Here is a 14660-nt window from a genome sequence, read left to right on the forward strand (position 1 = left end):
TTCACACAAGCAGAAATTATTTCTAGTACATGTGAAGAGTACCAAACGAAAATTAGCGAAGCACGAGAAATTGGAGAAACTTTTGAAAGTTTAGCGTCAGAAATTAATAGTCAGATCGTAGCTGTTGTTCAGCAGGATCAAGATTTAGCAAGTCAATTACAAGGGGGCTAATTATGGATGAAGAAACACTATTAAAAGAATATAATCGGTCTCGGCAATTAATCGAAGAGCAAGAAGATGACTTGAAAAGTATCCAAAAAAAAGGTGAACGTCTCTTAGAAGATACTTTAGAGGAATTACACTATGTTCTTAGAGATATTGTGATTGATGACGAAGCGTTTAATCAAGCAAAATGGGAAATGGAACAAGAGAATGCTCAATTTGAACAACAAATCCTACAAGAGAAAAAAGTGTTGCAAAAAAAAGAAGAAGAAGCAGAAACTACTTATCGATCTAAGCTGAAGGAACTATAAAGAATAAACAAGGAGTATGTATGATTGACACGCTAAATGAGTTATTAAAAAAATTGAGAAAGTCCTATCAAAAATCTAGCGTTACTGCTATTGGCATTGCTGGCATGCAAAAACATGCAGATAACAAGAAGAAAGTTGAAAAAAAAGGAGAATCAGTTATTTCTGAAGTGACAGATTCTTTGGCTAAAACAACTCAAACATTAGAAAGTGCGATTAAAGGTCAATTTGGAAAATCAGTCCAACAAGCCTTCGATCAACAAAAAAACAAATTGGATAAATTTCAAAACTAATGTGCAACTAATCTTTCCTAATATAAAAAAAGAGAGTATAAATAAGGTGCCAGTTTAAGGTATCTTATTTTTGTATAAAAAGTTCAATAGAGTATACTCATGTGACGGATTTTAAAACGCTGCTTTAACTAGATAATCAATTACTCATTAGAGTTACTCAAAATACGGATTTAAGTTAGAGGCTTTCTATATCGTATTTTGTTTTTCAGGAATCAGAATCGCTAATATCTGACAAAAGCTTGTTGAGTCAGATTCTACTAAAACGCCTATCCCAAAAACATTGGTTTTACGTATAGGTACAATGTACTAATATGAATTGCTAACTCAAAATCTAGAAATGTGCTACTATTAAGATAGTAAAAGAAAGGTAGGTAGTTTAACATGACAGATTACGAAAAAAAAGAAGACAAAGTTCTTGAAAAAATTGTAGTGGCTGTAGAAAAGCTTGATACTGATCTTGAAAAAATCGATACATTAGATGAAGACGTGGACAAAAAACATGAAATGAGAAAATGGTTTGCAGAGAAAAAAGCCATTCATGAAATTAAAAAAATTCTTCACGAAGCGAAAAAATATGAAAAGTATGATGATAAAGAATTAGAAAAGGCTGAAAAATATTTTGATTCTTTCGAATAATATAAAGGAGTTGTTTGCAGGATACTGCAGCAACTCTTTTTTTTATATATTGAAGCTAGAAAAACTGTCAAAACTTATAAGTATCGATCGAATAAAGTCGAACAACAATGATTAGGATATTAGGCTATCAAAAGTTACAATCAAAGCCTCAATACTAAGTTATTTTAGATAGAATAAAAATAATATTTGATGCTGACTATGTTAAAAATACTGTTATTGCACACTAATTAGATAGATCTCGTAAACTCCTTGATCAAAAAATAAATAAAAAACAGAGTAGAAGTTAATTTTTTTTAAATTACTTCTACTTTGTCTTATAAGTGAATAAAATATCATTACAATGCTTATTGAGAAATTGCTTCCGTCTCAGTATTTGCTATTTTTGAAGTCACATGTTCATCGATACGTAGGAAGGGTAGGTAAATAAATACACTCACTGAAATGATGATGATTTGTAAAACTGCAGCACGCCAATCGCCTCCGGTTGCCAAAAAACCTGAGATAATTGGTGGTGTGGTCCAAGGGATTTGAACGACTACATGGTCAATTAAACCTGCAGCTGTTGCAAAATAAGCTGTCACTAATGAAAAGATTGGAGCTAGAACAAAAGGGATGATCAAACTTAGATTAAAAACAATAGGTAAACCAAAGATAATTGGTTCACTTATATTAAATAGTGCTGGTGTAACAGATAGTTTAGCAAAATCCTTGTAGTCCTTTCGACGACTAAAAATAAAAATAGCAATTAGTAAAGCAATCGTGTTTCCAGAGCCGCCCATTACAGCGAATGTATCTTTAAAGGCCATATTGATGATGTGAGGGATTTCTTCATGGTTCGCATAAGCAGCCATATTTTCCTGCATGTTTTGTAATAAAAATGGATCAAGTAATGAGCCGGAAATGACCGCCTGATGAATACCAAATCCAAAAAATAAATTTGCGATAGAAGTGATTAACACAAAACCGGGAAGACCTGTGGTTATATGACTTAAGGGTCTGATAATTGCTTTTGTAATTAATCCATTTACGTCCATATTAAACAATTGATTTATAGCAAAGGATAGAATCGCAAACGCTGTAACGGTAATCATGATCGGAATCAAAACATTAAATGATTTCAATACAGCTGGAGGAATATTTCCTGATAATTTGATTTGTAATTTTTCATTGGTTGATAATTTGATAAATAATTCAGTGGCTAAAAGTCCAACAAAGATACCCACGAACATACCAGAAGCACCCACATATGTGCCTGGGATCACACCAGTAACTTCAATTGCTTTTTCTGCATTTTCAGGAACAAATATTGTTTTCATTGGTGTTAATACCATAAAAGTTGAGATCGAAACTAAAACAGCTGCAATATGATTAGTATAATTTCTGCTGATACACATATGATAAGAAACTGCAGCGACGACTAATAGTGTAGTAATACTCAACGTTCCGTTGGCAATAGACATACCAATTTCTTGAATTTTTATCAATGTTTCTGGATTAATGATCTTTCCCATAAAGCCAGTAGGTTCTAAAATAACGTAGTTAATTAATGTTACGAATCCAGCTAACATCATAAAGGGCATGAATGTTGCAAATGCATCTCGTAAGGTACGCATGTGTATTTGATTACCTAATTTTGTGGCAATCAGACCGAAGCGGTCAAATATCTGGTCGTTCTTTTTTGTTTTCTCCACGATAGATTCTCCTTTTAGTTTATATATTTGTAAGCACTTACCTTTAATACATAATAAAACGAAATCAGGGTAAAGTAAACAACTTTTTTTAAAAATATATACTTTATATCGTTCCGAAAAAAAAGAACTGAATAAATCAGCTCTTTTTATCAATTTTCTACGAAGACAGCTTCAAAAACAAAATCTTGATATAGATGTTTCGTAACAGAGTATTCAAAAGGTGTTCCATTTGACAAAGAAACGCTTTTTTCAATTTCAATCATAAAGTCACCTATGTTGATACCTAATATTTTTGCATCAAAAGCTGTTGAGAGTACTCCTTTTAAGTAAACATGAGAGGTATTAATCTCTAAATGTAATTCTTCACGAATATAAGAATAAACAGATTTTTTTAAGTGTTTTGGTTCTAAACCTGGAATGATTGAAAGTGGCATGAATGTTTGCTCAAGTGAGTAAGGTTTTTGATCAACAAAACGACTACGCACTATATGATAAATATATTCTTTCTCGTTAATCTGTAATTTTTCGGCTATTTTTTTAGAAGGTAATTCAATGGAAAAGGTGTGAATTTCTGACTCTACGTGTTCTTCTCCAATAACTTTTATGAATCCTTCATTAGGACCAAATACTTTTGAATTATTGATTGGTTTACGTATGACCTCAGTACCAAAACCGCTTCGGCTATGTAAAACACCTTCAGAAACCAACATATCTAACCCTTTTTTTACTGTCAATTTACTCGTATGATAATATTTAGCCAATTCTGGACCAGTGGGTAGCTTTTCACCAATGGGGTAGGTACCATTTTCAACTTTTTTCTTTACATCAAGATAAACTTCCATATATTTCGCATTCTTTCTCATTTTTACCTCCTTGAAATAGGTATTAAAGATATAACTAATTATATACTTTTAACACATTTAAGCAATACTTTCCATTAAAAAAAGATCACTATAAAAAAGATATATACTTTATGACATAAAACTATTCCATTTTTTTGTATGCGGTGTTATGATGAAATAGCATTCAAGAAAGTGGTAATTTAGGAGGATATTATGCATAAAAAACAATTGACATTTCCAAAAGACTTTTGGTGGGGTTCCGCTTGGTCGGCTGAACAAGCTGAAGGACGCGGAGAAACGGGAAAAGCGGAGACTGTTTGGGAACGTTGGTATAAAGAGCAACCTTATCGTTTTTATCAAGGAATAAGTTCAGAAACAACAAGCGATCATATTCATCAGTATAAAGAAGATGTACAGTTAATGAAACAAACAGGACATAACTCTTTTCGCGTTTCGATTTCTTGGGCGCGGATGTTTCCACAAGATGGAATAGGAAAAGTGAATCCAAAGGCAATCGAATTTTATCGTAATCTATTTACTGAAATGAACAATAATGGGATTAAGGTATTTGCCAATCTTTATCATTTTGATATGCCAGCCATTTTACAGGATAACGGGGGCTGGGAATCTCGTGAAGTTGTTGATGCATACGTGAATTTTACGGATAGTTGTTTCGAAGAATTTGGAGATTTAGTGTATCATTGGTTCACATTTAATGAACCTTTAGGACCGATTTTAGGTTCTTATCTAGAAGATTTCCATTATCCGAATATTATTGATTTTAAGCGTGGCGCTCAGGCAGCTCATTTTACGATTTTGGCACATGCAAAAGCAATCGCTGCTCATAAAAAAAGACAGTTAGATAGTAAAATTGGTGTGATATTAAATTTAAGTCCAACATTTCCACGAAGTCAAAATTTTGCAGATGTAAAAGCGGCAGAAATTGCTGATTTATTTTATGTTCGTAGTTTCTTAGATCCAATGGTCAAAGGAGTCTATCCAGAAAAATTAGTTACTCTTTTACAGGAGTATAATCAGCTTCCGGAAGATTACACTGAAGATGATTTAAAATGTATCAGAGAAAATACTGCTCAAATTTTAGGCTTGAACTACTATGAACCGCGCCGTGTTAAAGCTCGATTAACGGCTATAAACCCAGAGGGACCATTTTTACCGGATTGGTTCTTTGAAAATCATGTGATGCCAGGGCGTCGTATGAACGAATACCGTGGCTGGGAAATTTATGAAAAAGGTATTTATGATCTATGTATGGACATCAAAGAAAATTACAGTAATATTGAAGCATTTATCTCTGAAAACGGAATGGGTGTCGCTAATGAAGAACGTTTTATGGATGAGAATGGACAAGTCATTGATGATTATCGAATTGAATTCATCCAAGATCATTTAGCTTATCTTTGGAAGGCAATCAATGATGGCTGCAATATAAAAGGTTATCATTTATGGACCTTCATTGATTGTTGGTCATGGATCAATGCCTATAAAAATCGCTATGGTTTAGTTTCTCTTGATCTATCAACACAAAAAAGAACGATAAAGAAAAGTGGTATATTTTACAAACAGCTTAGTAATGAGAACGGTTTTGAATATGATATAGATTTATTTGTATAATTTGAAACATAACAAGGAATATGGGCAATATCTAATAAAATAGAAAGAACACTTGGAATTTAAATGGAAAGGTGAATCATTCAGGTTATTTCTTTATCCCAAAAACATTGGTTTTACGTGTATATTATTTTTTTAAAAGACATGATTTTTATTTCGATAAAAGACACATAATACAACAATATATAAGATGGTGTATTATGTGCATTAACCGTTTGATATGCTAAATAAAGAAAATAATACCATTGAAAAAATAAACTGATATTGCTCTCTTTGTTGCGAAAGATAAAGGTAAAAGAGTAGTTGTGAAAAAGATAAATTTCTTAGGATAATACATAATGAATATTAATTATATAAATTACTAATTACTAAAAATTAAATCTAATGAGATATTTATAAAAAACTTTTTGTAAGTTATAATATTATGAAAATAAGTTTTTATAGGAGATGAATTATAAAAAAGAATGTAATATTAAAAGTACTTTTGATGGTTTCATTGGGATTAGTTGGTATGTGTACGAAGGGAGAGAAAGCTGAAGCTGCTTCTCTAGACGATATGAAGGCTACTATCAAAGAGGGAGAAGGGCTTGTCTATAATTCGGTTTCAAAAGGAATAATGACTGAGGAAGGCTCTATAGAATTTGTTGAGGTTATAGAAGATTCTCTTGATGAATCAGATACAAATGTTATTACTGAGGATATTATAGATCAGGCATTTGAAGATACAAAATTTGAAAAGACTTTAGTGCCAGAGGAAGAAGTTCCTCCTCTAATTACTCCTAGAGTCGCTTCTAAGCCTGGACCTAATTCTTATAAAAATTTAGATGGCTTACAATCGCCTTATCCTTCAGGTCTATTTACTGGATCTGGTTGGCAGTATAGTGGGTATCGTTTTAAGTTCAACAATTATGGAGCAAACCCACTTTTTGGACTTAAAGCAGAAAAAGATTCATTTTATTTCCATACATTTCTTCTTTGGGGAGATAATGCACGTGAATCAATTGTTGTTCCCGCAAACGGTCAATGGATATTCACTAAATCTAGCAGTGCCCAAGGTTATGGTCCTCTTTATGGCTATTTTGCTACTTATAATCCAGTCAAAAACGCTCGTTACTATATTTACTAAGCAAAATAAAAAACGATTTGTCTGTGGGCAGATCGTTTTTTTATTTTTTGTTATTCTTGCTGAATAGTTTGTTAAAAAGTAATGGTAAATTATTTTGAGAGATTTTTGGGAGAGGATGAACAGGTTTAATGATATGGTTCTTGTTATACTCATTTTATATTTCTGAGTAGTGATATAAAAATTATAACAAGAAATAAGGATATATATGGATCAAATGGTTTTTGAAACACAAAAATGGTTAAACAAAACTTACTCTTTTGAAACAGGTATGGTACCTCAAGATGGTAAAACTGGATGGCGCACAATTTATGCCTTAAGAAGAGCATTACAACAAGAAATGGGAATCACAGCAACCTCTGATAATTTTGGGCCTACAACTGAAAGATACTTTCAAGAAAAAGTAGAACCTACATTAAAAGAATATTGTTAAAATCTTACAGGGAGGATTTTGGTGCAAAGGAATTAATCCAGGAGTTAGTGGAACAGAAGCAGTGGATGGTGTATATACTAAGAATACAAAACAAGCAGTTGAGGAATTTCAAAGAATGGCTGGGCTAAATCCAGATGGATATTTAACAGCGATGCTAATGAAAGCATTATTGGATATGAGTGCTTTTGCTTTGCTAGGTGATGTCAATATTCGCTTGATGCAACAAGAACTAAATAGAAAATACAATAAGTATTTTGGACTGCTCCCTTGTGACGGAATATATCAAAGAGAAACAAATGAGGCGTTAATTTACGCTCTTCAAGCAGAACTTGGTATGGGTCCAGAAACTGCAAATGGTTATTATGGTCCAGGTACTACTGCTCAAACACCAACTTTGGTAGAAGGTAATAATGGGAACATTGTTAAAATTTTTCAATGGGCATTGTATGTTAATGGTTTCAATCAGGTTGGGATTTTTAATGGTAAATTTACGTCTAGTCTTGGTGAAGAAGTCTATTCTTTTAGATACTTTATGAAATTACCACCCTACAATAAAGTAGCAGACATGACGGTAATCAAGGGATTACTATCAAGCGCTGGTAATACAAGTAGGTCAGCTTCGGCATGTGATATGGCTACACAGTTGACAAAGCAGCAAGCACAAGTAATTAAAAATAATGGATTCTCGATTGTAGGTCGATATTTAACTGGTAGTGTAGGTGTTGGATCTAACAAGCGAGATAAGAATCTGACCTTAACCGAAATTAAAAATATTACGGAATCAGGATTAAATATTTTTCCTATCTATCAGGATGGAGGATGGGAAGAGTCATACTTTAACAGTGGTCAGGGAAATTATGATGGTTCAATTGCAGCACGAACAGCTTTTTCATTAGGGTTTCCAGCAGAAACTACTATATATTTTGTAGTAGATGTAGATATTCAGGATGGTGACATTCAGGGAACAGTCATTCCTTACATCAAAAAAGTAAAAGAAGCAATTGATTCACATGGAATGTACCAAGTCGGAATCTATGGAACAAGAAATGTATGTCAGAAAGCTGTAGATTCAGGTACGGTTACTAACTGTTTTGTTTCAGATATGTCTACAGGTTTTAGTGGTAATTTAGGGTTTTCAATGCCAAAAGAATGGGCATTTGATCAGTTTTATGAACATAGCAATTTAGGATTTCCTATTGATAATGTTGCTGTTTCAGGAAAAGATTTTGGAGTAAAAAGATTCAATAGTAGATTAGAAAATGATTTACAATTGGAAACGAAAAAACTATTAAATTCGTTGGGAGAAAATTTTGCAATTAAGGATATTGGTATAAGCTTAGATATTCCAACGCAAATTATTAATACACCTAATTTAGAGGTGTATATTACTACAAGTGCCTCATGGACAAAAGAAATTAATAATTCAGGAATGTCAATTCAAGTTTCAGATGGAAAAATAAATAAAGAAATTTATATAGATCCAATTCAGCAATCTATTAATACGTATAAGAAGTACTTTGCTGGATCTTCGGAACAAAAATTTGAAATGCTTTTAAATAACTTAGCACCAACTGTACAAGAAGGATTTATTGAAACTGGATTATGCGTAAGAAATAATTTAGTAGGAACAAAAATAGTTATCAAAAAAGAGATCGGTAATTCTTCAAATATTGGAAAAATGCAATTAACAATTGAGATGTATCCTAAACCACTAAGTCCTATCGATATTAAAATAACTCAGCCTGAATATAAGAGAATTCATGATAGTATTAAAGCAAATGACTACACAATACCAGAATTTGATTTAGCACCTGGATTAGTGATGGCTACTGTTGCGGGAGTAATTGCTGTGGTAGGAGCTTATGCAACAGGCGTTGGAGAAATTGCAACTGTTGCAGTCGCATTATTTACATTCTTTGCTGCGATGTTTGATAGAGAATGAAATTAGAGACGATTTGAGATCTTACTTTAGGATTCAATTAATAATGATTTTTTAATTCTGCCTTAAAAAGATATACAACTTTAAACATTATTTAGCTAAGAAAAAAAGTAACATTATTAGGGATTAATAAGCACTATTAATGTTACTTTTTTCTTTCATTTGTTTATGTTTTCTGGTACTGTATTCATAAGGGAAGAGGTGTATTTTATTGACATTTGCGTATAAATTATCAAAAGAAGACTATTGCAAAGCAACTAAAATATTTACAAGAAGATACACAAAAAATGGAAAAAAAACTGTTTTTATAAGCTATTTTGTTACAACATTTTTAATGTTAACATCATTATTTATGTTAAGTTCAATAGTAATTCAATTTTTTAAATTTAAACAAGATTATTCAAGTGCTATTGTTAGTAAAAGTTTGGAGAAGTTATTTTCTGAGCATTATACATATTTCATAATTATTTTAGTGTATGGATTTTTAGGAGTTTTTTTCTTGTATATCGCAGCTACGTATCCTGACTTAAAAACTAAAAAATGGGCAAATAATCCAGAAAATTCACGAGCTTTCAATTCAAGAAAAGTATCATTTACTGATTTAGGTCTAACTTCAAAGTATGTTGACGAGCCTATAAATGAAAAGGTATAGAAGTGGTCTGATTTCCAAAATATCCATGAAACAAGTGATTATTTTTTGTTTGAAGTATCAAGTAAAGAGATATTCATACTACCAAAGTCATTATTGAATCACAGTGATTTAGAGGAATTAATAGAAATGATTAATAAACACCTAAGATCATAAAAATCCTATTATTAACATTTAAATAGTATATTATATTTTTTCATTCTACTAGAAGATGCATATTACTAATTTATTGGATTTAAGATTGTTTAAACTAGATCTTTATAATAGTTGTGTTAGGATTCATTATGTTATGAAATTTAGTAAATAAAAACTGATGGGAGGATTTTATAAATGAAATTTTTGTCAAAGCAAAGAGTTATAGTATTAATAATGATAGGTGGATTTCTCTTTATAGGTAATATATCCAAGGCAGCTAGTTTAACAGATGCAGAAAAGTCAATTTCCAATGGAAGTGGTGAAATAGTGCACCCTAACTTATATAGAGATTTGACTCCTGAAGAGAAAGAATCTTTTAAAGATTGGCCAACTTCACCCGTCAAAATAAATCGAAACATGACAAAAGAAGAAGCTATTGAATATTTTGACTATATAGAAAAATATCAACAAAAAAATAATACATCTGAAGTTCCACAAAAAGCGTATGATTATATTCAGTATATTACTGAGAGATTAGATGTTTCACAAACTTCAGAAATTACAGATGAACTTAGATTAGATGCAGAAAAGTATGTAGAAAATTTAGGAAAAGAATACCCTGTTGAAAATAAGGTTAATAATAAGAAATTGGTTGATAATAAAGAAACTAAACAAAAAAAGTCATTTTGGGATAATCTTTTTAACTTCAATTGGTTTAAATAATGTCAATCTTTAGTTTTAATTATCAATAAAGAGTAGAAAACTCCATTATATTGAGAAAAAGAAACAGTTAATTAAAGTTTCTTTTTCTACTATTTTACATTAAAAAGATTCTAATAATTTTTGATCAACATCAGGAATTATAGAGTCCTAATATAGAAAAAGTCAGGATAAGATATTCTGACTTTTTTTATATTCATTAGGAGATACTCACGTGATCGTTTTTAAAATGCTGCATTAACAAGATATTCAATTGTTCATAAGAGTTGCCCAAAAATAGTTTTCTATCCTAATTTGTGCTATACCTAAAACATTCGTTTTTGGGCATAATTAAATTAATTAATAATCAAAAATGGTGAAAGGTTTTAACTGTTTTGAAGATGAGATTTTCCTTAAGTTAAATCTTATCATTTGTACAAAATAATTCTAGTCTTTATAGTATTAATTAGACAGAGGTTCTAAATAATTAATGAGAGGATGGAAATTATGGAAAAGAATACAAGAAAAAGAGGATTTGTATCTTATTTGACAACAGGCGATGAAGCAGGGGTAAATATTTCTTGGGGCTCAATCTTAGCTGGATTAGTTTCCTTCTTTGCAATTTTTATTACATTAAGTTTAATTGGTTCAGCAATTGGTTTTGGTATAGTTAAACCAACTTCTGATAGTCCGTTGGATGGTGTTGGGACTGGGGTAACTATTTGGACTGTTGTGACGTTTATATTGGCATTATTTTGTAGTGGTTTTATTTCAGGAGTAGCCTCACGAAGAATCGGCTTGCTGCATGGATTTTTAACGTGGGCGACAAGTGTGTTGGTTTTAGTAGCTATTCTTTCTTATACAGCGATTGGTGCATTTTCAGCAGTAGGATCTTTATTTGGAGACATTGTTTCAGCAACAGGAAGTGGGGTTCAAACAGTAGCTTCTGGGACAGCTGATACCATTAGCAAAGCTTTTGATAGTGTGACAAGTGATGTTCAATCAGTAAATACAACGGAACTTCAATCTCAAGTGAAAAAAGTTTTATCGGATACTAACGTTCCTGAATTACAACCTGATTATTTACAAGATCAAATGAAAGAAGCAACCGATGAAATTACAGATGCAGGAAAAGAAATAGTAAAGGATCCTGAAAATGCTGATCAAATTTTTAAAGATACCGGTGATTCTTTGAAGGAAAAAGCTAAAAAAATTGGCGATTCAGTGGATCGTGAAGCAATTGCAAATGCAGTTTCAGCTAATACAGACCTTTCAAAAGAAGAAGCGGATCAAGCAACTGATACTATTTACAACGAATTAAAAACAGCTTCAGATCAAGCACAAACACAAATCGAAACAGCACAAACGAATCTTGAAAAAGCTAAAGATGACTTAGATAAAACGATCAAAGAAGCTAGACAAAAAGCAGAAGATGCTTCAAATACAGTAGCAAAAGCTTCTGTTTGGAGTTTTGTAGCAATGATTCTTGGAATGGTTATCACTTCTTTAGCCGGTATGTGGGGATCTAATCTAGTAAAAAATCCAGAAACAGAAAGTAAACTTTGATCAAGAAAAAAATGTTTTAGAGAAATTGTAGCTTAAATACAAACTAAAAAATCCAGATACTAATCGTAGAGATTTGTGTCTGGATTTTTCTAAACAGTAAAGCATTCTTTCTCAAGGCATGCTATCAAAACTTATAAGTATTGATCGATTGAAAGTAAGTAACTATAATCAGGATGTTAGGCTATCAAAAGTTACGATCATAAGTAATGCAAAATTAATTAAAAAAATATGGCATGATTTAATTGTGTCAGATTTTTTTAGAAATAGAATTCCCGAAAACATTGTTTTCAGGAGCTATCGTGATGATAGGAATGCCAAACTGGCTTATGAATGTAGTTCTTTTGGGTATTCCTTACGGAATTTGGCTCATTCAACTATTTGTTGGGCGAGCGAGTGGTCTGACTAACGGGATTAGTAGTTCTTTACTGTTGGTTTCCTATTTATGGAATATTCTTTCCAGCTTGAACGGTTACGAGACGGCACTATATCCAAGTATGGTTTTAAAGATGTCATTATTTTACCTATTTATCAGTGCTGTGTGGGGTCTATATGAATGTTATGTAAGTTTTAAACATAGTCAAGACCTAGAAAATAAAGAAATAGTTGTAAAGAAAGATTGGCTCTCACTAGCAATAGCTGTTGTTTTACCAGTCTTTACCTACTATTCAGGGCGAATACCTAGAATGACTCTGGCGTATGTAGATCAAGGAATACGTCCAAATTACCTGGCGAACGGATTCCTGTTGTTTTTTACTATTCCGGTGATCATTATGGCCATTTTAGCGCTGATAAATGTAGTATATGTACTAAAGGATCAGAAGATATTCAGGAGAAAAATTAGTAGTGTAGGCCTGTTAATAGGTCTTATGTTGTTTATGTTCGTTGCTTTCTTCATGCCTGTGTTCTTTTGGTTTGGAGCCAATCCGATTATCTTCAGTTTAATAATCATTTGCGGGATAATGTCTACACCAAAAAGATCGATGCTTACCTTAACGAGATCAAAAGATCTGTAATGTTAGAGTGTTTGTCTTGAATTGTATTCTAAAGAGTCTCTATAACAGACGTTGAGTAATGTATAGAATTGTGTGAATGTACTTGTTTTGTTATACTTTTCTTAAACTAATAAAAGGGGACATACATGACAATTAATAGTAACTCAAGTATTGCTGGAGGAGTATCTGCTTCCTTCAGCAAATCTGCAAGTGCATTAAATAGCCTCTCTATTTCTGTCAGTTCTGGACAAATAAATGTGGCTGGGAATGGAACTGCACTCGCTAGCTTTTCAAGTTTTCAATCAAGTGTAAAAGCCATTTCTAACAGTGTGGTGACAGCTGGGGATAATATTAACTCCGTCGCCAAAGAGTTTGAACGGATTGACCAAAAAATCGCCCAATTACCTAACCTATCCTTTGGAGATATGAGGTAAAGGAATTAACGGCGCAACAACTCTTTGAAGATAAAAACTATCAGTTTAGAAACCAACTGGAAGAATTACAAGATGCACAGCTAGACAGCAAAAAAGAACTACGAAACCTAGAGAATTTACAAGAACGGTTTCACTTGTTACAGCAACAAGAGCAAAAGGTTTATCAAGGATCATTGAATGAGGTAGATCCTGAAGAACGATCTTTTTTCGAGGAACGACATGACGAAGGGCTTCAGTTGTCACGAAAAATCCAACAAGAGCTTGAAGAGGATCGGGAATAGTTAGAAGAAGAACGGAAAAGTTTATTTGAAAAAGAAGAGTCTGTCCGTTCTACTCATAGAGCTTTCCTAAAAACCGAGAGGGAGGCGACTAGCAGTGGGGCTTAAATTTGTTGTATCAGAAGCACAAACAAGAAGTACACAAGCTTCACAAGCTAGCGGTCAGGCACAACAAGCAGCAGCGTTACAACAGAGCATTCAATCCTTTTTATCAGCACCATTATCTAGTGAAGCCTATGATTCGGCAAAAAATTACTTCATGGTAGCCTATACACCAATTTGTCAATCGATTATAATGACAGGAGAGGCATTAGCGAATGCACATAAGAAGTTCTTAAGTGAGTACTTAGCAACGGTTAATGGTTCTGATCTGGACGAAGACCAGCTAGTAGCTGAGATTGACAACTATAAAGCACTGTTAGATACCATTGATGATCTGATTCGAGATGCGAAAACACACCGAACGGATTTAGAAAGACGCTCGATGAATGCCTATCAAGCGATGCAGAAGCGACAAGAGAAATTGGAAAAGTTTCGTGAATATAGTAGTCAGTCAGCAAGTTTCTTTTCGGACTATCAATCGTCACAAAGTGAATTAAGCAATGGTTTAGCACAAGTACAAGATTGTAAAGCATGGAACGCGTCTACTGGTACATTTGACATTGCACGACTTGATATGACCTGGGCAAAACCAATAAACGATCGTTGGGAAAAACGAGAAAAAATGAAACAAGAAGAACTGAAGAAAGCAGAAGCAACCAAAGCGAATACGTTAGCGGAACATGGGCTAACTGAAGCCGACCTTGTTCAGCCTAACGATCCTGAAAATGTTGTGTTAGAAAAGTATATAA

Annotated in this window: 16 protein-coding genes and 1 pseudogene; 15 read left to right on the forward strand and 2 right to left on the reverse strand. The window is 32.7% G+C overall.

Annotation, left to right across the window (positions count from 1 at the left end; translation table 11 throughout):
• Positions 1–173 precede the first annotated feature (173 nt).
• From C240_RS14220 to C240_RS14230, 3 genes are all read left to right on the forward strand, one after another.
• Positions 174–473: a hypothetical protein gene (locus C240_RS14220; RefSeq protein ID WP_271497160.1), complete on the forward strand. Its 300-nt coding sequence runs from the start codon at positions 174–176 to the stop codon at positions 471–473.
• A gap of 20 nt (positions 474–493) precedes the next feature.
• Complete coding sequence (locus C240_RS14225) at positions 494–763, forward strand: hypothetical protein (RefSeq protein ID WP_271497162.1); 270 nt, start codon at positions 494–496, stop codon at positions 761–763.
• Positions 764–1144: 381 nt separating this feature from the next.
• Positions 1145–1399, forward strand: coding sequence for a hypothetical protein (locus C240_RS14230; protein ID WP_271497164.1), 255 nt, complete (start codon positions 1145–1147; stop codon positions 1397–1399).
• A 344-nt stretch (positions 1400–1743) separates the two neighbouring features.
• Here C240_RS14230 and C240_RS14235 read toward each other — a convergent pair whose 3' ends face one another.
• A complete protein-coding gene (locus C240_RS14235) occupies positions 1744–3090 on the reverse strand; it encodes a PTS sugar transporter subunit IIC (RefSeq protein ID WP_271497166.1) in 1347 nt (448 codons plus the stop codon).
• A gap of 149 nt (positions 3091–3239) precedes the next feature.
• Complete coding sequence (locus C240_RS14240; RefSeq protein ID WP_271497167.1) at positions 3240–3953, reverse strand: GntR family transcriptional regulator; 714 nt, start codon at positions 3951–3953, stop codon at positions 3240–3242.
• Between the two features lie 192 nt (positions 3954–4145).
• Here C240_RS14240 and C240_RS14245 point away from each other — a divergent pair, with 192 nt between their 5' ends.
• The 12 genes and pseudogenes from C240_RS14245 to C240_RS14295 form a co-directional block, all read left to right on the forward strand.
• Positions 4146–5564 (forward strand): glycoside hydrolase family 1 protein, encoded by a 1419-nt coding sequence (locus C240_RS14245; RefSeq protein WP_271497169.1) that lies wholly within the window; start codon positions 4146–4148, stop codon positions 5562–5564.
• Positions 5565–6048: 484 nt separating this feature from the next.
• A complete protein-coding gene (locus C240_RS14250; protein WP_271497171.1) occupies positions 6049–6687 on the forward strand; it encodes a hypothetical protein in 639 nt (212 codons plus the stop codon).
• Positions 6688–6892: 205 nt separating this feature from the next.
• On the forward strand, positions 6893–7117 hold the full coding sequence (locus C240_RS14255) for a hypothetical protein (RefSeq protein ID WP_271497173.1): 225 nt from the start codon (positions 6893–6895) through the stop codon (positions 7115–7117).
• A 31-nt stretch (positions 7118–7148) separates the two neighbouring features.
• Positions 7149–9059, forward strand: coding sequence for a glycoside hydrolase domain-containing protein (locus C240_RS14260; protein ID WP_333908824.1), 1911 nt, complete (start codon positions 7149–7151; stop codon positions 9057–9059).
• A gap of 208 nt (positions 9060–9267) precedes the next feature.
• The gene (locus C240_RS14265; protein ID WP_271497177.1) at positions 9268–9708 is read left to right on the forward strand and encodes a hypothetical protein; all 441 of its coding nucleotides are present in this window, start codon (positions 9268–9270) and stop codon (positions 9706–9708) included.
• A 12-nt stretch (positions 9709–9720) separates the two neighbouring features.
• Positions 9721–9861 (forward strand): annotated as a pseudogene (locus C240_RS16420) (YcxB family protein); the annotation flags it as partial.
• 174 nt (positions 9862–10035) lie between these two features.
• Entirely contained in the window at positions 10036–10563 is a 528-nt protein-coding gene (locus tag C240_RS14270; RefSeq protein ID WP_271497179.1) for a hypothetical protein, read from the forward strand.
• A gap of 483 nt (positions 10564–11046) precedes the next feature.
• Positions 11047–12105 (forward strand): hypothetical protein, encoded by a 1059-nt coding sequence (locus C240_RS14275; protein WP_271497181.1) that lies wholly within the window; start codon positions 11047–11049, stop codon positions 12103–12105.
• Positions 12106–12407: 302 nt separating this feature from the next.
• The gene (locus tag C240_RS14280; RefSeq protein ID WP_271497182.1) at positions 12408–13118 is read left to right on the forward strand and encodes a hypothetical protein; all 711 of its coding nucleotides are present in this window, start codon (positions 12408–12410) and stop codon (positions 13116–13118) included.
• A gap of 125 nt (positions 13119–13243) precedes the next feature.
• Entirely contained in the window at positions 13244–13531 is a 288-nt protein-coding gene (locus C240_RS14285) for a TIGR04197 family type VII secretion effector (RefSeq protein ID WP_271497184.1), read from the forward strand.
• Positions 13532–13665: 134 nt separating this feature from the next.
• A complete protein-coding gene (locus C240_RS14290; RefSeq protein WP_271497186.1) occupies positions 13666–13812 on the forward strand; it encodes a hypothetical protein in 147 nt (48 codons plus the stop codon).
• 94 nt (positions 13813–13906) lie between these two features.
• Positions 13907–14660 (forward strand): hypothetical protein (locus C240_RS14295; RefSeq protein WP_271497188.1); only part of this gene is annotated, 754 nt, incomplete at its 3' end.

Source organism: Enterococcus sp. 5H (assembly GCF_028128615.1).
Taxonomy (GTDB): domain Bacteria; phylum Bacillota; class Bacilli; order Lactobacillales; family Enterococcaceae; genus Enterococcus_L.

Excerpts from the sequence above, each read along its gene's own strand:
- C240_RS14275 (WP_271497181.1), top strand. The coding sequence starts at position 11,047 with ATGGAAAAGAATACAAGAAAAAGAGGATTTGTATCTTATTTGACAACA.
- C240_RS14230 (WP_271497164.1), top strand. The coding sequence starts at position 1,145 with ATGACAGATTACGAAAAAAAAGAAGACAAAGTTCTTGAAAAAATTGTA.
- C240_RS14245 (WP_271497169.1), top strand. The coding sequence starts at position 4,146 with ATGCATAAAAAACAATTGACATTTCCAAAAGACTTTTGGTGGGGTTCC.
- C240_RS14270 (WP_271497179.1), top strand. The coding sequence starts at position 10,036 with ATGAAATTTTTGTCAAAGCAAAGAGTTATAGTATTAATAATGATAGGT.
- C240_RS14285 (WP_271497184.1), top strand. The coding sequence starts at position 13,244 with ATGACAATTAATAGTAACTCAAGTATTGCTGGAGGAGTATCTGCTTCC.
- C240_RS14225 (WP_271497162.1), top strand. The coding sequence starts at position 494 with ATGATTGACACGCTAAATGAGTTATTAAAAAAATTGAGAAAGTCCTAT.
- C240_RS14220 (WP_271497160.1), top strand. The coding sequence starts at position 174 with ATGGATGAAGAAACACTATTAAAAGAATATAATCGGTCTCGGCAATTA.
- C240_RS14250 (WP_271497171.1), top strand. The coding sequence starts at position 6,049 with ATGGTTTCATTGGGATTAGTTGGTATGTGTACGAAGGGAGAGAAAGCT.
- C240_RS14255 (WP_271497173.1), top strand. The coding sequence starts at position 6,893 with ATGGATCAAATGGTTTTTGAAACACAAAAATGGTTAAACAAAACTTAC.
- C240_RS14240 (WP_271497167.1), bottom strand. The coding sequence starts at position 3,953 with ATGAGAAAGAATGCGAAATATATGGAAGTTTATCTTGATGTAAAGAAA.
- C240_RS14280 (WP_271497182.1), top strand. The coding sequence starts at position 12,408 with ATGATAGGAATGCCAAACTGGCTTATGAATGTAGTTCTTTTGGGTATT.